The 16,412-nt window shown below is 70.6% G+C and carries 14 protein-coding genes, 1 rRNA gene and 1 riboswitch; of the genes, 12 read left to right on the plus strand and 3 right to left on the minus strand.

What is annotated here, in order from left to right; genetic code table 11:
* From rrf to ACZ4QV_RS37230, 11 genes are all read left to right on the plus strand, one after another.
* Window positions 1-87 (plus strand): 5S ribosomal RNA (gene rrf, locus ACZ4QV_RS37180); the annotation flags it as partial.
* A gap of 233 nt (window positions 88-320) precedes the next feature.
* On the plus strand, window positions 321-929 hold the full coding sequence (locus ACZ4QV_RS37185; protein ID WP_030019924.1) for a CDP-alcohol phosphatidyltransferase family protein: 609 nt from the start codon (window positions 321-323) through the stop codon (window positions 927-929).
* A 117-nt stretch (window positions 930-1,046) separates the two neighbouring features.
* Window positions 1,047-3,542: a mannose-1-phosphate guanyltransferase gene (locus ACZ4QV_RS37190; RefSeq protein WP_361159417.1), complete on the plus strand. Its 2,496-nt coding sequence runs from the start codon at window positions 1,047-1,049 to the stop codon at window positions 3,540-3,542.
* Window positions 3,543-3,658: 116 nt separating this feature from the next.
* A complete protein-coding gene (locus ACZ4QV_RS37195; protein ID WP_361159415.1) occupies window positions 3,659-4,573 on the plus strand; it encodes a DUF881 domain-containing protein in 915 nt (304 codons plus the stop codon).
* Window positions 4,570-4,902 (plus strand): small basic family protein, encoded by a 333-nt coding sequence (locus ACZ4QV_RS37200; RefSeq protein WP_003984969.1) that lies wholly within the window; start codon window positions 4,570-4,572, stop codon window positions 4,900-4,902. The genes ACZ4QV_RS37195 and ACZ4QV_RS37200 overlap by 4 nt, the downstream gene beginning before the upstream one ends.
* Window positions 4,902-5,858 carry a DUF881 domain-containing protein gene (locus ACZ4QV_RS37205; RefSeq protein WP_361159411.1) on the plus strand — a complete coding sequence of 319 codons (957 nt, stop codon included), beginning with the start codon at window positions 4,902-4,904 and terminating at the stop codon, window positions 5,856-5,858. The genes ACZ4QV_RS37200 and ACZ4QV_RS37205 overlap by 1 nt, the downstream gene beginning before the upstream one ends.
* Window positions 5,859-6,006: 148 nt before the next feature.
* Window positions 6,007-6,819 carry an FHA domain-containing protein gene (locus tag ACZ4QV_RS37210; protein WP_206505925.1) on the plus strand — a complete coding sequence of 271 codons (813 nt, stop codon included), beginning with the start codon at window positions 6,007-6,009 and terminating at the stop codon, window positions 6,817-6,819.
* 17 nt (window positions 6,820-6,836) lie between these two features.
* Window positions 6,837-7,583 carry a transcriptional regulator FtsR gene (gene ftsR, locus ACZ4QV_RS37215; protein WP_361637456.1) on the plus strand — a complete coding sequence of 249 codons (747 nt, stop codon included), beginning with the start codon at window positions 6,837-6,839 and terminating at the stop codon, window positions 7,581-7,583.
* Window positions 7,584-7,636: 53 nt separating this feature from the next.
* The gene (locus ACZ4QV_RS37220; RefSeq protein ID WP_003984965.1) at window positions 7,637-8,110 is read left to right on the plus strand and encodes a bifunctional nuclease family protein; all 474 of its coding nucleotides are present in this window, start codon (window positions 7,637-7,639) and stop codon (window positions 8,108-8,110) included.
* A gap of 186 nt (window positions 8,111-8,296) precedes the next feature.
* Complete coding sequence (locus ACZ4QV_RS37225; protein ID WP_030019930.1) at window positions 8,297-8,899, plus strand: MerR family transcriptional regulator; 603 nt, start codon at window positions 8,297-8,299, stop codon at window positions 8,897-8,899.
* A 352-nt stretch (window positions 8,900-9,251) separates the two neighbouring features.
* Window positions 9,252-10,916, plus strand: a complete 1,665-nt coding sequence (locus ACZ4QV_RS37230; protein ID WP_361617824.1) for a DNA polymerase IV — start codon at window positions 9,252-9,254, stop codon at window positions 10,914-10,916.
* Here the strand turns inward: ACZ4QV_RS37230 and ACZ4QV_RS37235 are convergent.
* A complete protein-coding gene (locus ACZ4QV_RS37235) occupies window positions 10,820-11,209 on the minus strand; it encodes a PRC-barrel domain-containing protein (protein WP_361159405.1) in 390 nt (129 codons plus the stop codon). The two genes, ACZ4QV_RS37230 and ACZ4QV_RS37235, sit on opposite strands and share 97 nt — an antisense overlap.
* Before the next feature lie 114 nt (window positions 11,210-11,323).
* A riboswitch (glycine riboswitch) is annotated at window positions 11,324-11,421 on the plus strand.
* A 188-nt stretch (window positions 11,422-11,609) separates the two neighbouring features.
* Here ACZ4QV_RS37235 and gcvP point away from each other — a divergent pair.
* Complete coding sequence (gene gcvP, locus ACZ4QV_RS37240) at window positions 11,610-14,495, plus strand: aminomethyl-transferring glycine dehydrogenase (protein WP_361617822.1); 2,886 nt, start codon at window positions 11,610-11,612, stop codon at window positions 14,493-14,495.
* Window positions 14,496-14,655: 160 nt separating this feature from the next.
* Here the strand turns inward: gcvP and ACZ4QV_RS37245 are convergent, their stop codons facing one another.
* Entirely contained in the window at window positions 14,656-14,862 is a 207-nt protein-coding gene (locus ACZ4QV_RS37245) for a DUF5999 family protein (protein WP_030019934.1), read from the minus strand.
* Window positions 14,863-15,226: 364 nt separating this feature from the next.
* Window positions 15,227-15,814 (minus strand): hypothetical protein, encoded by a 588-nt coding sequence (locus ACZ4QV_RS37250; RefSeq protein ID WP_361159400.1) that lies wholly within the window; start codon window positions 15,812-15,814, stop codon window positions 15,227-15,229.
* Window positions 15,815-16,412: the final 598 nt, after the last annotated feature.

Raw genomic sequence — 16,412 nt, forward strand, 5'->3', positions numbered from 1 at the left:
GGTTACATTTCGAACCCGGAAGCTAAGCCTTTCAGCGCCGATGGTACTGCAGGGGGGACCCTGTGGGAGAGTAGGACGCCGCCGAACTCCTTTTGAAAGTGGGAAGCCCCGCACCGTATGGTGCGGGGCTTTCTGCGTTGTGCGTCCGGGCCCAGGCCGGCGCAGGCCCGAAGGTACCCGGCCGGCTGTGGCGCACCGCCCACCGGTTATGTGGGGTGTTGTCGTGCGGTATCCGGACAGGGGACCCGCGGTGTGCCGGGCCGGAGCGGCCAGGTAAGGTCAGGGGGCATCGTCGGTACGTTCCCACAGGAGGCCCCCGGGTGGAGGTCCAGGAGACGCGCGTCCAGACGGATCGTGTCCTCACCATCCCGAACATTCTGAGCATGGCTCGCCTCGTCGGCGTGCCGGTGTTCCTGTGGTTGATCCTGTGGAAGGAGTTCGGCGGCCCGGACACCAAGTACTGGGCGCTGCTGGTCCTGGCGCTGAGCGGCGTCAGTGACTACCTCGACGGCAAGCTGGCCCGCCGCTGGAACCAGATCAGCAGCCTGGGCCGGATCCTCGACCCGGCCGCCGACCGGCTGTACATCCTCTCCACCCTGGTGGGCCTGACCTGGCGCGGAATCCTTCCGCTGTGGGTCACCGCGGCCCTGCTGGCACGCGAACTGATGCTGCTGATCGCGGTCGCGGCCCTCGCCCGCCACAAGTACGGACCGCCCCAGGTGAACTTCCTGGGGAAGGCGGCTACATTCAACTTGATGTATGCCTTCCCGTTGCTGCTGCTCAGCGACGGAGAAGGCTGGCTCCACACGCTCGCTGAAATTTTCGGATGGGCGTTCGCCGGATGGGGTACAGCACTGTACTGGTGGGCAGGGATCCTCTATGTGGTCCAGGTCCGCCGTCTCATCAAGGCGGACACCAAGGCCGACTGAACTCGCCGTAGGTTTTCGCACCCGGCCCGACCGGGTGCCGAAGGCGGAGAACGGTAACTCTCCCGGACGGGCGAAGTCGGCAGGACCGTCGTCAGTTTCGAGGAGGACGCTTCCGACATGAAGGCCGTTGTGATGGCCGGTGGTGAAGGCACTCGCCTTCGCCCCATGACGTCGAGTATGCCCAAGCCGCTGCTGCCCGTGGCCAACAGGCCGATCATGGAGCATGTGCTGCGGCTGTTGAAGCGGCATGGGCTCAGCGAGACCGTAGTGACCGTGCAATTCCTGGCGTCGCTCGTCCGGAACTACTTCGGTGACGGCGAAGAGCTCGGTATGGAGCTCACCTACGCCAACGAGGAAAAACCGCTCGGGACGGCCGGCAGCGTGAAGAACGCAGAGGAGGCGCTCCGCGACGACGCTTTCCTCGTGATCTCCGGAGACGCGCTCACCGACTTCGATCTCACCGACCTGATCCGCTTCCACAAGGAGAAGGGCGCGCTCGTCACCGTCTGCCTCACGAGGGTCCCCAATCCTCTGGAATTCGGTATCACGATCGTCGACGAGGAAGGCAAGGTCGAACGGTTCCTGGAGAAGCCGACCTGGGGCCAGGTCTTCTCCGACACGGTGAACACGGGCATCTACGTCATGGAGCCCGAAGTATTCGACTATGTGGATCCCGACGTCCCGGTGGACTGGTCGGGCGATGTCTTCCCGCAGCTCATGAAGGAGGGCAAGCCGGTCTACGGCTATGTCGCCGAGGGCTACTGGGAGGACGTGGGCACCCACGAGAGCTATGTGAAGGCCCAGGCCGACGTCCTTGAGGGCAAGGTCGACGTGGACATCGACGGCTTCGAGATCTCGCCGGGCGTCTGGGTCGCCGAGGGCGCCGAGGTGCACCCGGATGCCGTACTGCGCGGCCCGCTGTACATCGGCGACTACGCCAAGGTCGAAGCCGGCGCGGAGCTGCGCGAGCACACCATCGTCGGGTCGAACGTCGTCGTCAAGAGCGGCGCCTTCCTGCACAAGGCCGTGGTGCACGACAACGTGTACATCGGCCAGCAGAGCAACCTGCGCGGCTGTGTGATCGGCAAGAACACCGACATCATGCGGGCGGCCCGCATCGAGGACGGAGCCGTCATCGGCGACGAGTGCCTCGTCGGTGAGGAATCGATTGTTCAGGGCAATGTCCGGGTCTATCCGTTCAAGACCATCGAGGCCGGCGCCTTCGTCAACACCTCGGTGATCTGGGAGTCCCGCGGCCAGGCGCACCTGTTCGGCGCCCGCGGCGTCTCCGGCATCCTGAACGTCGAGATCACCCCCGAGGTGGCGGTACGGCTCGCCGGCGCGTACGCCACGACCCTGAAGAAGGGGTCCACGGTCACCATCGCCCGGGACCACTCCCGTGGCGCGCGTGCGCTGAAGCGCGCGATGATCTCCGCGCTCCAGGCCAGCGCCATCGACGTACGGGACGTGGAGAACGTGCCGCTGCCGGTGGCCCGGCAGCAGACGGCCCGGGGCAGCGCCGGCGGCATCATGGTCCGTACGACACCGGGCGTGCCGGACTCCGTCGACATCATGTTCCTCGACGAGCGCGGCGCCGACCTCTCGCTGGCGGGCCAGCGCAAGCTGGACCGGGTCTACGCGCGCCAGGAGTACCGCAGGGCCTTCCCCGGCGAGATCGGCGACCTGCACTTCCCGTCCAGCGTCTACGACTCGTACACCGGGTCGCTGCTCAGGTCGCTGGACACCGAAGGCATCGGCGAGGCGGGCCTGAAGGTGGTCGTCGACGCCTCGAACGGCAGCGCCGGCCTGGTGCTGCCCAGCCTCCTGGGGCGGCTCGGCGTCGACTCGCTGACCATCAACCCCGGCCTGGACGAGTCCCGGCCGACGGAGACCGCCGACGCCCGACGCGCCGGGCTGGTCCGGCTCGGGGAGATCGTGGCCTCCGCGCGGGCGGCCTTCGGCGTGCGGTTCGACCCCGTCGGTGAGCGGCTGTCGCTGGTGGACGAGCGCGGCCGGATCATCGAGGACGACCGGGCGCTGCTGGTCATGCTCGACCTGGTGGCCGCCGAGCGGCGCAGCGGCCGGGTGGCCCTGCCGGTGACCACCACCCGTATCGCCGAGCAGGTGGCCGCGTACCACGGCACGCAGGTGGAGTGGACGACCACCTCGCCCGACGACCTGACCCGGGTGGGCCGCGCGGACGACACCATCTTCGGCGGTGACGGCCGCGGCGGCTTCATCGTTCCGGAGTTCAGCAGCGTCTTCGACGGCGCGGCGGCGTTCGTACGGCTGATCGGGCTGGTCGCCCGTACACAGCTCACGCTCAGCCAGATCGACGCGCGGATTCCGCGGGCGCATGTGCTCAAGCGGGACCTGGCGACGCCGTGGGCGGTCAAGGGCCTGGTCATGCGCCATGTGGTGGAGGCGGCCGGCGACCGGTCGGTGGACACGACCGACGGCGTTCGGGTGGTGGAGGCCGACGGGCGCTGGGTGCTGGTGCTGCCGGACCCGGCGGAGGCCGTCACCCATCTGTGGGCGGAAGGCCCTGACGACGCCTCGGCCCAGCAGCTGCTGGACGAGTGGTCGGCGGTGGTGGACAGCGCGGGCCGCTGATCCCCGGCGGGTGCGCGGACGTCCGTACCGCTCCGTGGCCCCACCGGCGTGCCGCGATTCGGCACGCCGGTGGGGCCATTGGGTGACTGCGGCGCCGACGTGCGACGATGTGCGGCATGTCGCAGCAGCGCCCCGATCGGAGCACCCCCCACCAGGCATCGCGCCCCGACGCCTCGATGTCGCTGCTGACCAACGTCATGGACCACGCCCTGGACGACGGGTACGCGGAAGCGGCGGAGCGCAAGGCGGCGGCGGGGGTGCGGGGCCTGCCCCGCACCTTGCGGGCCAAGTTGGGGCTGGCGGCGGGCCTGGTGCTGGCCGCGGTGGTGGTGACGGTCGGCGCCGCCCAGGCGCGGATATCGGCTCCCACCCTGGCGAAGGAACGCGAAGAGCTGATCAACCGTATCGAGCACGGCACGGCCGACGCCGACGCGGTGCAGAAGCGGGTCGACGCGCTCCGCGACGACGTGGGGGCGATGCAGCGCGAGGCGCTGAAGAAGCACGGCGGTGACCGCGCCGAGCTGCTGGCGCTGCTGGCCGGCTCGACGCAGGTGACCGGTCCCGGGGTGAAACTCGTCGTCGACGACGCCAAGTCGGCCAAGTCGAGCGGCGGGGGGCCGCGGGAGAGCACCGGCTTCTCGGACACCGGGCGGCTGCGCGACCGCGATCTGCAGCGGGTCGTCAACGGCCTCTGGGCGTCGGGGGCCGAGGCGGTCGCCGTCAACGAGCAGCGGCTCACGTCCCTCTCGGCGATCCGGGCCGCGGGAGACGCCATACTGGTCGACAACAAACCGTTGGTGCCGCCATACACGGTGCTGGCGGTGGGGGACGGGCACAAGCTCGCGACCGCGTTCCAGGACAGTGCGGACGGCCAGTACTTGGACGTGCTGCGCAAGAACTACGGGATTCGTACGAAGATTTCCGCCGAGAACGAGGTCAGGCTGCCGCCCGCACCCAGTTTGATCGTACGTACAGCACAGCCGAAGGCCGGTGCCACGGGTGGCGCCGACACAGGGAAGGGCACATCGTGATCGCCGTACTGGGCCTCATCGTGGGAGTCGTGGTCGGGCTTGTGGTCCGACCCGTGGTGCCGACGGTGGTCGAGCCCTATCTGCCGATCGCTGTCGTCGCGGCGCTGGACGCCGTCTTCGGCGGTCTGCGCGCGATGCTGGACGGCATCTTCGACGACAAGGTCTTCGTCGTCTCGTTCCTGTCCAACGTGGTGGTCGCCGCGCTCATCGTCTTCCTCGGCGACAAGCTCGGCGTCGGCGCCCAGCTGTCCACCGGTGTGGTCGTCGTACTGGGCATCCGCATCTTCTCCAACGCCGCGGCCATCCGCCGGCACGTCTTCAGGGCCTGATGCCGATGGCTACGGACGACACCCCCGAGCGGGACGGCACGCCGCCGGAGCCGGGCGGGGAGCCGCGGAAGGAGCCGCCAGCGGGCTCCGGTGGAGCGGACCGGCCGGCCGACCGGCGGCCGATGCCTCCGGAGAGCCCGTCCCGGAACCGGCAGGACGGCGCTGGGAGCGCTGCTGACGAGGCGCCGGCGACTGGTACGGACCAGACGGCCGGGGCCGGTGCGGCGGGGCCGGAGGTGACCGGACGGCAGCGTCTGGCGGCCGGTCTGTGGCCGCCGCGGCTGACCCGCGCCCAACTGATCGTGGCCCTGCTGCTGTTCATTCTCGGTCTCGGCCTGGCAATTCAGGTACGTTCCACGAGTGACAACAGCGCACTACGGGGCGCGCGGCAGGAGGACCTGGTGCGCATCCTGGATGAATTGGACAACCGTTCGCAACGCCTGACGGATGAACAGCGCAGGCTGGAGGGCCAGAAGACCGAGCTGGAGAACAGCTCGGACCAGGCCGAGGAGGCCCGGAAGCAGACCGTGGAGAAGGAGCAGCAGCTCGGCGTGCTGGCGGGGACGGTGGCGGCCCAGGGGCCGGGCATCAGCCTCACCATCAACGATCCGACGCACTCCGTCGAGGCGGACAAACTCCTGGACACCGTCCAGGAGTTGCGGGCGGCCGGCGCCGAGGCCATTCAGATCAACGACGTACGGCTCGTGGCCGATTCGTACCTGTCGGACGTCCGCGGCGGCGTGGAGGTCGACGGCAAGCGCGTCACCCAGCCGTACCGTTTCAAGGTGATCGGCAAGCCCGAGGACCTCGAACCGGCGCTGAACATCCCTGGCGGTGTGGTGCAGACTTTGGAGAAGGAGCAGGCCACTGTGTCGGTGAGCCGTGACGAGAAGATCATCGTGGACGCCTTGCGGGAGGCGAAGCGGCCTGACTACGCTCGGTCGTCATCGCGGTGAGCCGGCGACGAATGCGGACGCTTCGGGTCGCGCATGAGGTAGCGGGGGGTCGGCGCACCGTACGGGTGGTGCGTGGTGGAAACTGTGTGAAGGCCACGGACGTTAACAAGATGTCCGGATCGGCCGGTGTGTGCATCGAGGGTTCGTCCTGCCCCACGGGCGGGTCTGTTTCGTTCAAGGGGAATCGCCCGTGAAGTTGTTTGCAAAGCTGTTCGGCAAGAGCGCACGCCAGGAGGGCGGCAGCGGCTCGGCCAAGCACCGTGCCCCGCGCCAGCCCGAGGAGGGCGGCGCCGGCGGAGAGCGTCCGCTCTTCCGTGACCAGGTCGGTGGCCCCGGAGCGCCGGGTGCTCATTCTGTTGACCCCTCCGTGCCCGGCCGCATAGGTTCCCAGGGACCGTCGGCCGCGAACACGGGTGGAGGGGTTGCCTTGCCGGTCTGTACGAGGTGCGGTCACCGCAACGCCGAGGCGAGCCGGTTCTGCTCCAACTGCGGAGCGCCGCTGCGTCCCGGGGCGCAGGCCGAGCGTGCCTCCGAGACGACCTCCACCATCTCCATCTCGGGGCTGGAGGCGTACGACGCGGAGACGACGGGGCAGACGGCGGTGCCGTCGCTGTCCCCGGAGGCGCAGGCGGCTGTCGAGGCGCTGCCCATGGGCTCGGCCCTGCTGGTCGTGCGCCGCGGCCCGAACTCGGGCAGCCGCTTCCTGCTGGACGGCGATCTGACGACGGCCGGGCGGCACCCGCAGAGCGACATCTTCCTGGACGACGTGACGGTCTCGCGCCGCCATGTGGAGTTCCGCCGCGGCCAGGACGGTTTCACCGTCGCCGACGTCGGCAGCCTCAACGGCACGTACGTCAACCGTGAGCGGATCGACTCGGTGCCGCTCGCCAACGGCGACGAGGTCCAGATCGGCAAGTTCCGGCTGGTCTTCTACGCGAGCCAGCGGGGCGTCGGCTTCTGACCGGCCAGGGAAGGCATATGCACCGCACTGCGCCGGGTGGTGCCGGGTCCGCCGGCACCACCTCGGACGGCAAGCTGATGAGCATCGGTACGGTGCTCAACGCGCTGCGCGACGAGTTCCCCGAGGTCACGATTTCCAAGATCCGTTTCTTGGAGGCCGAGGGGCTCGTCGAGCCGCGGCGCACCCCGTCCGGATACCGCAAGTTCAGCGCGGACGACGTCGCCCGGCTGGCGGCCGTCCTGCGGATGCAGCGTGACCACTATCTTCCGCTGAAAGTGATCCGCGAGCACCTGGACGCCCTCGCGCGGGGCGAACAGGTGCCGCTGTCGGCTCCCGCCGCGCCCGCGGGGGAGCTGTTCGAGGGGCTCGGCGAGTCGGCCGGTGACCTGCCCACGGCCGCCCGCATCGGCCGGGCGGAGCTGCTGGCCACCGCGGAGGTCGAGGAGGCCGAGCTCGCCGACTGGGAGGCGTACGGACTCATCGTCCCGGACGCCGACGGCGGGTACGACATCGAGGCCGTGACGGTCGCCAGGCTCGTCGCCGAACTGGGGCGATTCGGTCTGGAACCCCGCCATCTGCGGGCGGTCAAGGCGGCCGCCGAACGGGAGGCCAACCTCGTCGAGCAGGTCGTCGCGCCGCTGCGCCGGCACCGCAATCCGCAGACCAGGCAGCACGCCGAGGCCACCGCCAGAGAGCTGGCCACGCTGTCCGTACGGCTGCACGCGGCCCTGGTCCAGTCCGCCCTGCGGGTCCGGCCGACGTGAGCAATGGGTGGCCCGACTACCCAAACCGCCCGGGCACGTCCTAGGGTTGCTGTGTGAACGAGCTCGATGTCGTGGGTGTCCGGGTGGAAATGCCTTCCAACCAACCGATCGTGCTCCTACGGGAGGTAGGAGGCGACCGTTACCTGCCCATTTGGATCGGGCCGGGGGAGGCCACCGCCATCGCCTTCGCCCAGCAGGGGATGGCCCCTGCCAGGCCGCTGACGCACGACCTCTTCAAAGACGTGCTGGAAGCGGTGGGCCAGGAACTGACCCAGGTCCGCATCACGGACCTGCGCGAGGGGGTCTTCTATGCCGAACTGGTCTTCGCCAGTGGTGTCGAGGTCAGCGCCCGTCCGTCCGACGCCATAGCGCTGGCGCTGCGCACCGGTACGCCGATCTACGGGACCGACGGGGTCCTCGACGACGCGGGCATCGCCATCCCGGACGAGCAGGAGGACGAGGTGGAGAAGTTCCGCGAGTTCCTCGACCAGATCTCGCCCGAGGACTTCGGCACCAACAGTCAGTGAGCCGGGTGCGCGGAGGGCCGTCTTCCGCGCATTCGAGTAGCCTTTCCCCGTCTCGAGGCACGAGAAACCACTCGCAGGGTGATTATCACTCGGCGTGGCGAGCGCGGCGATCGTTGACGCACCCCGAGTGACTGCATACCGTCGATATGGCAGGTCCCGTCCGGGACGTGGAGGACGGAGGTCGGCGTGGCAATCACCGGCGACGGTACGGCGGCGGAAGGGGCGTTGCCGCTCCACCCCGGGGCTGTTGACCGCACCCCGGCACAGGCTGCCGAGGTACCGGCGGACCGCGGGGCGGAAACCATCGGCTACCGCGGCCCTACGGCGTGCGCGGCCGCGGGGATCACCTACCGCCAGCTCGACTACTGGGCCCGTACGGGGCTCGTCGAGCCGAGCGTACGGCCCGCCTACGGGTCGGGCACCCAGCGGCTCTACAACTTCCGGGACGTCGTCGTCCTGAAGATCGTCAAGCGGCTGCTGGACACCGGGGTGTCCCTGCAGAACATCCGCACCGCCGTCCGGCACCTGCGCTCCCGCGGGCTGTCCGACTTGGCGAGGATGACCCTGATGAGCGACGGCGCGACGGTCTACGAATGCACCTCGCCCGACGAGGTCGTCGACCTGCTCCAGGGCGGGCAGGGCGTCTTCGGCATCGCGGTGGGCGTGGTGTGGCGCGATGTGGAGGGCGCGTTGTCGCAGCTGCACGGCGAGCGGGTGGACACCGGCGAGACGCTGGTCCGGCACAACCCGCACGACGAACTGGCGCGGCGGCGCAACCGGGCGGGCTGAGCCGAAGGGGACCGGCCGCACAGTACGTGGCGGCCGGTCCGTCCATGGCTGGCCCTTGACGGTCGTACGCCCCGTGGTGGCCTGGCTGGCCGTGGAGATTGGACGGCCCGTGGGGGCCGGGACCGTATGACGTGGCGCGGCGCGGTGCCTGGTGTATCGGCTCCGGGCGCCGGATCGCCGCGTACGTCCGTCACGGCCGTCTGTCGCGTCTCTGCCGCACCAGGAGCACCTCCGACGCACTCGAACCCCAGAAGGCTTCTCCAGTGCCTCCAGTGCGTCCCCGAGCCCTTCCCGTGTCGCCCGGCGAGGCCGGTCGGCGCGATTGTCAGTGGTGTGGGGGAGCATCAGTCGTGTGAGACGTGCGCCGACGATCCTGCATCTCGACATGGATGCGTTCTTCGCGGCCGCCGAGCAGGCGGCCAAGCCGAGCCTGCGCGGAAAGCCCGTGGTGGTCGGCGGGATCGGCCCGCGCGGCGTGGTTTCCACGGCCTCGTACGAGGCCCGGGTTTTCGGGGTGCGCTCCGCCATGCCCACCGCGCAGGCCCGCCGCCGCTGTCCGAACGCGGCGTACCTGACGCCGCGCTTCACCCTGTACCGCCAGGTCAGCGACGTGGTGATGGAGCTGCTGCACGAGCTGTCGCCGCTGGTGGAGCCGCTCAGCCTGGACGAGGCGTTCGTGGACCTGGAAGCGGGCGGCGTCGCGGCGGACACCGCGGCGGTGCGGGCGGTGGGGGAGCGGCTGCGGCGGGACATCCGGCGCCGGACGGGGCTGACCGGGTCGGTGGGGCTGGCCGGGGCCAAGATGCTGGCCAAGATCGCCTCGGAGCAGGCCAAGCCGGACGGCCTCGTGGTCATCGAGCCCGGCACGGAGCGGGAGCTGCTCGGCCCGATGACGGTGCGTACGCTGCCCGGCGTCGGCCCGGCCACGGCGGAGACGCTGCGCCGGGCGGGCATCCACACGGTCGCCGAGACGGCGGAGGCGGGCGAGGCGGAGCTCGTACGGCTGCTGGGCAGGGCGCACGGCGCCGGGCTGTACGCGATGGCGCTGGGCCGCGACGAGCGGCCCGTGGTGGCCGAGCGGGACGCGAAGTCGATATCGGTCGAGGACACCTTCGAGGTGGACCTGACGGACCGGACGCGGGTGCGCGCCGAGGTGACGCGGCTGGCTGACCGGTGTGTGCAGCGGCTGCGGGCGGCCGGGCGGTCCGGCCGGACCGTCGTGATCAAGGTGCGTAACTACGACTTCTCGACGCTGACCAGGTCGGAGACGCTGCGCGGGCCCACGGACGACCAGGGCGTGGTGCGGGAGGCCGCGGCCCGGCTGCTGGACCTGGTGGACACGACGGGCGGCGTACGGCTGCTGGGCGTGGGGGTGACCGGCCTCGCGGACTTCACACAGGAGGACCTGTTCGCCCAGGTGGCGACGGAGAAGGCGGCCGAGGAGGAGGCCGAGCGGGCGCGCCGGGCGGCCGACGAGGCCGCGCGGATGGCCGCCGACGAGCCCGAGCGGCCCCGGCGCTGGCTCCCGGGGCTCGACGTGATCCATGACGAGCACGGGGCGGGCTGGGTGCAGGGCAGCGGCGTGGGCCGGGTGACCGTACGGTTCGAACAGCCGTGGTCCGGGCCCGGGCGGGTGCGCACGTTTCCGGTCGAGGACCCCGCGCTGCGGCCCGGGGAGCCGCTGCCGCTGGTGGGCGGTCCGCCGGACGGGTGGCGCGACGGCCTGCCCGGCGGGGCGGGCGGCCCCGGCGGCCGTGGCGAGGGCGAGGCCGGGAACGCGAACGGGCCCGGCGGATCGGGCGAGGCCGGCGGGTCCGGCGAGGGCGGCGGGTCCGGCGAGGGCGTGACGGAGGAGCCCGGCGGGCCCGGCGACGGCATGACGGAGGAGCCCGGCGCCCACGGAACTCCTCCGCCCGGTGCTCAGTCCTCGGCGCCGGCCACCCGCCCGAACTCCGTGTCGGCCGGCGCGGCGTCCGACCCGGGCTTGGGATCGGGGGCCGGAATGTCCAGACGGTAGTGGTGGTAGAGCTGTAGTTCCTGTTCCGGCGAGAGGTGGCGGCCCACTCCGAAGTCCGGCGCGTCCCTGATCAGCTTGCGGTCGTAGGGGACGTGCAGCGCCTCGTCGACCAGATCGCTGGGCTCCAGGGGCACGAACGCGTCCCGGCTGAAGATCCCGGTGCGTACGGCCGCCCATTCCGGTTCACCGGTCGCATCGTCCAGGTACACCTCGTCGACGGTGCCGATCTTGGTTCCGTTCTTGTCGAACGCCTTGCGGCCGATCAAGCTGCGGGGATCGATATCGGTCTGCACGGTCCCTCCAAGTGGTCGCAACTGCCTTGTGACAACTACCAAACGGCACAATTCATGCCCCGGCCACTCGAAGGAACGTCCGTTCGCCGCGCTGGTAGGCTGGCGAGCGGCTGTCGACCCCATGCGGGAGAGTCCTTCGTCGATCTTGGCGTAGGCGCCGAAGGAGCAACTCCTCCCCGGAATCTCTCAGGCTCACGTACCGCATGGACGAGGTCACTCTGGAAAGCAGGGCGGGCCACGGGCGGGCACAGCGCCGGAACCCTTCCTCACCGACGGTGAAAGCCGGTTCCGCGTGCGGGACCGGTGAAGCTCTCAGGTTGAGATGACAGAGGGGGAGGCCGTCCGGGCACCAGCGCCGTGGTGCCCCGCGCAGGTCGAAACGACCAGGAGGCCCCCGCAGATGACCACCACCCGCAGCTCCCTGACCGAGCTGGAACGAGGCACCCCGTTCGAGCAGCGGCACATCGGCCCCGGCCCGGAGGCCCAGGCCAAGATGCTGGCGCAGGTCGGGTTCGGATCGCTGGACGAACTGACCGCGGCCGCCGTACCGGACGTGATCAAGAGCGCGGAGGCGCTGGGCCTGCCCCAGGGCCGCACGGAGGCCGAGGTCCTCGCCGAGCTGCGGGCGCTCGCGGACCGCAACCAGGTGCTCGCCCCGATGATCGGCCTCGGTTACCACGGCACGTTCACCCCGCCGGTGATCCTGCGCAACGTGATGGAGAATCCCGCCTGGTACACGGCCTACACCCCGTACCAGCCGGAGATCTCCCAGGGCCGGCTCGAAGCGCTGCTCAATTTCCAGACCATGGTCGCCGACCTGACCGGACTGCCGACCTCCGGCGCCTCGCTGCTGGACGAGGGCACGGCCGCGGCCGAGGCGATGGCCCTCTCGCGTCGTGTGGGCAAGGTCAAGCAGGGCGTCTTCCTGGTCGACGCCGACTGCCTGCCGCAGACCGTCGCCGTGATCGAGACCCGCGCCGAGCCGACCGGCGTCGAGGTCGTGGTGGCCGACCTGTCCGAGGGCATCCCGGCGGAGGCCGCCGAGCGTGGCGTCTTCGGCGTGCTGCTCCAGTACCCGGGCGCCTCCGGTGCCGTACGGGATCCGCGTGCCGTCATCGAGCAGGCGCACGAGCTGGGCGCGATCGTGACCGTCGCCGCCGACCTGCTGGCGCTGACGCTGCTGACCTCGCCGGGCGAGCTGGGCGCCGACATCGCCGTCGGCACCACGCAGCGTTTCGGCGTCCCGATGGGCTTCGGCGGCCCGCACGCCGGATTCATGGCCGTACGGGAGAAGTTCGCCCGCAGCCTGCCGGGCCGGCTGGTGGGCGTCTCGGTGGACGCCGACGGCAACAAGGCGTACCGGCTCGCCCTCCAGACGCGTGAGCAGCACATCCGCCGGGAGAAGGCCACCAGCAACATCTGCACCGCGCAGGTGCTGCTCGCGGTGATGGCGGGCATGTACGCCGTCTACCACGGCCCGGACGGCCTCGCGGCCATCGCGCGCCGTACCCACCGCTACGCGTCCATACTCGCGGAGGGCCTGCGGGCGGGCGGGGTGGAGGTCGTGCACGACGGCTACTTCGACACGCTGACCGTACGGGTGCCGGGCCGGGCCGCCGCGGCCGTCGCGGCGGCCCGCGAAGCCGGCGTCAACCTGCGGCTGGTCGACGCCGACCTGGTGGGCGTCGCCTGTGACGAGACCACCGGACGCGCGCAGGTGCACGCGGTGTGGAGCGCCTTCGGCGTCCAGGCCGACATCGAGCAGCTCGACGCGACCGTGGCCGACGCGCTGCCGCAGGGGCTGCTGCGCGGCGACGCGTACCTGACGCACCCGGTCTTCCACCAGCACCGTTCCGAGACCGCGATGCTGCGCTACCTGCGCCGCCTGGCGGACAAGGACTACGCGCTGGACCGCGGCATGATCCCGCTCGGCTCGTGCACCATGAAGCTGAACGCGACGACCGAGATGGAGCCGGTCACCTGGCCCGAGTTCGGGCAGCTGCACCCCTTCGCGCCGGTCGAGCAGGCGCAGGGCTACCTCACGCTCATCGCGGAGCTGGAGGAGCGGCTGGCCACGGTCACCGGGTACGACAAGGTCTCCATCCAGCCGAACGCCGGTTCGCAGGGTGAACTGGCCGGCCTGCTGGCCGTACGGGCGTACAACCGCGCCAACGGTGACGAGCAGCGCACCGTCTGCCTGATCCCGTCCTCGGCGCACGGCACCAACGCCGCCAGCGCCGTGATGGCCGGCATGAAGGTCGTCGTCGTCAAGACCGGCGAGGACGGCGAGGTGGACACCGACGACCTGCACGCCAAGATCGAGCAGTACCGGGACCAGCTCGCGGTGCTGATGGTGACCTACCCGTCCACGCACGGCGTGTTCGAGGAGCACATCACGCAGATCTGCGCGGCCGTGCACGACGCGGGCGGTCAGGTGTACGTGGACGGCGCCAACCTCAACGCGCTGGTCGGCCTCGCCGAGCCCGGGAAGTTCGGCGGCGACGTCTCGCATCTGAACCTGCACAAGACCTTCTGCATCCCGCACGGCGGCGGCGGCCCCGGCGTCGGCCCGGTCGGCGTGCGCGCCCACCTGGCGCCGTACCTGCCCAACCACCCGCTGCAGCCCACCGCGGGCCCGGAGACGGGTGTGGGTCCCATCTCCGCGGCGCCGTGGGGTTCCGCGGGCATCCTGCCCATTTCCTGGGCGTACGTCCGTCTGATGGGCGGCGCGGGCCTCACGCGCGCCACCCAGGTCGCGGTGCTCGGCGCCAACTACATCGCCAAGCGCCTGGAGCCGCACTACCCCGTGCTCTACACCGGCCCCGGCGGCCTGGTCGCGCACGAGTGCATCATCGACGTACGGCCGCTGACCAAGGCGACCGGGGTGAGCATCGACGACGTCGCCAAGCGGCTGATCGACTACGGCTTCCACGCGCCGACGATGTCCTTCCCGGTGGCCGGCACGCTGATGATCGAGCCGACCGAGAGCGAGGACCTGCACGAGCTGGACCGCTTCTGCGAAGCGATGATCGCGATCCGCGCGGAGATCGACAAGGTCGGCTCGGGGGAGTGGGACAAGGACGACAACCCGCTGCGCAACGCCCCGCACACCGCGGCCGCGCTCGGCGGCGAGTGGCCGCATCCGTACACCCGTGAGGAGGCGGTCTTCCCGGCCGGCGTCGAGGCGGCGGAGAAGTACTGGCCGCCGGTGCGCCGCATCGACGGTGCGTTCGGTGACCGCAATCTTGTGTGCTCCTGCCCGCCCATGGAGGAGTACGACGGCTGATCCGCCGTCGGCGCGCACCGTTCGTGAGCGCGCGGCATGCGAAGGGCCCTCGGCGTCGACGCCGGGGGCCCTGTTGTCCGTTGTGCTCTCTTGTCAGCCGGCAGTCGGTCCGTGCTGTGCCGTGCTGTGCGGTTTCGCGTGGTTCCGTGCGCTGAGGTGATCAGGCGGCGGTGGCCACGTGCGGCGTGCCCAGAACCCGGTGCGGCGCGATGACCTGGCCGTCCGGCAGCAGTTCACCGGTGTCCTCGAACAGGAGGACACCGTTGCACAGCAGGCTCCAGCCCTGCTCCGGGTGGTGCGCCACGAGATGGGCGGCCTCCCGGTCGGCGGAGTCTGCGGTCGGGCACGGCGGTTGGTGCTGGCACATGGATGATGTCTTTCGCTGCGATGTGGTCTGATTCGTCCTGCGGCTCGACGAGATGCTCATGGCCGCTCCCCCGTTTCAGTAGGTCGATACCAGTGTTGCCCCACGGGCCGGATTCCGCAGGGATTTGGCTGCAGCGGCACTCACTAGATAATGACGCATCACCCGTGCGGTCGGTTCATTTCAAGTGCGTCCCCGTCACGGGGCGTTGGGAGCTCGGCGGCAGCGTACTCCGCGCGGGTGAGCGCAGCGGAGCGCCCCGCGTCCGTGAAGGGCGCGGGGCGCGTTCCTGTGAGGCGGTGTGCTCCGGTGCGCGGTTGTGTCGTACGACCTCGGCCGGTCGCCGTGGCGGACCCCCTGCCGGGTCTCAGGCCGGCGACCCCAGCAGGGGCACCGGTGCGAGGCGCAGGGTCAGCCGGGGCAGCAGGTCCGCCACCCGGTGCGGCCGGTGGGCGGCGATGCCCGGCGGGGCCGGCGCCAAGGGGACGAGGACGTCGCCCGGGGCGGGCACCCCCTCGGAGCCGTCCGCCGAGACGTCGTGATGCAGCCACAAAGTGAGCATGTACAGCTCCGGCACGGACAGCAGCCGCGGCTGGTACGGGGTCGGTACGGACTCCGCCTGACGCAGTGCCCGTTCGGTCGACGTGACGTAGGGGCCCTCACAGAAATGCGAGAAGGTCCAGCCGTCGGCCGTGAGCATGGCTTCCGCGGTCGCCACCGACCGTTCGCCGCTGCGGATCAGGAAACGCCAGCCGGTGAGCCGGGTACGGGGCGGCCCGGCAGGGTGGCTGACATCGTCCAACACGTATACGGGAAGGGGGAGTTCGGGGCTCAGCGGGCCCTGGTGGGCACGGAGGGCGGGGGTACGGGCCTCGCGCACGGCGGTGGGGGAACCGAGGGCGGCGAGGACGCTGCGGAGGGCAGGCGCGGGGGCAGGGGGGACATGCAGCGGCATGGTGGGTCGCCTCTCACTTGGGAGACACGGTGGTGCTGGGCATGGTGCGGACGGCGTCGTCAGCGTGCGGGGTCAGAGCGCCAGTACTTGGCCGACCGGGGATGTCGGCCCGGCGGGGTCAGCCGCTTTGCCGCAGCCCCGGTGGAACACCGCAACGCTGGGCGCCAACTCTCTGCCTCGTCAGCGAAGTTTATACGACGTGTGTTCACCAAGTGTTTCGGCTAGCCGTTCCGCGGATTGCCGACAAGGCGGAATCCAGACCCCTCCGAACGGCCTTTTCGGTGCCTTTGTGCGGTGCCTGGCGCCGCGGCCTGCTATTCCGTCGTGAACACGGTAGGCCGGATCCGGACGGTCATTCAACGGATGTCGACGGCATTTACCGCGACACCCTGAGACGGCCTCCGGGCCCGACGGTATGCCCTCGGAATGTGCCAGCCCGTCCGTCTCCCGGAGCCTACCGGTTCCGGCGCACGTCCGAGGCGTTATCGATCGGATTGCCGGGCATCATCGACCGTAGCGCGATCGCCCGGCCCGCCGGGGAGCCCGGCCCGCCGGGCGCTTGCCGGAAAGCCCCGGACGGCCTGCCGGGCCGGGCCCG

The organism is Streptomyces sp. NPDC026394, assembly GCF_055567735.1.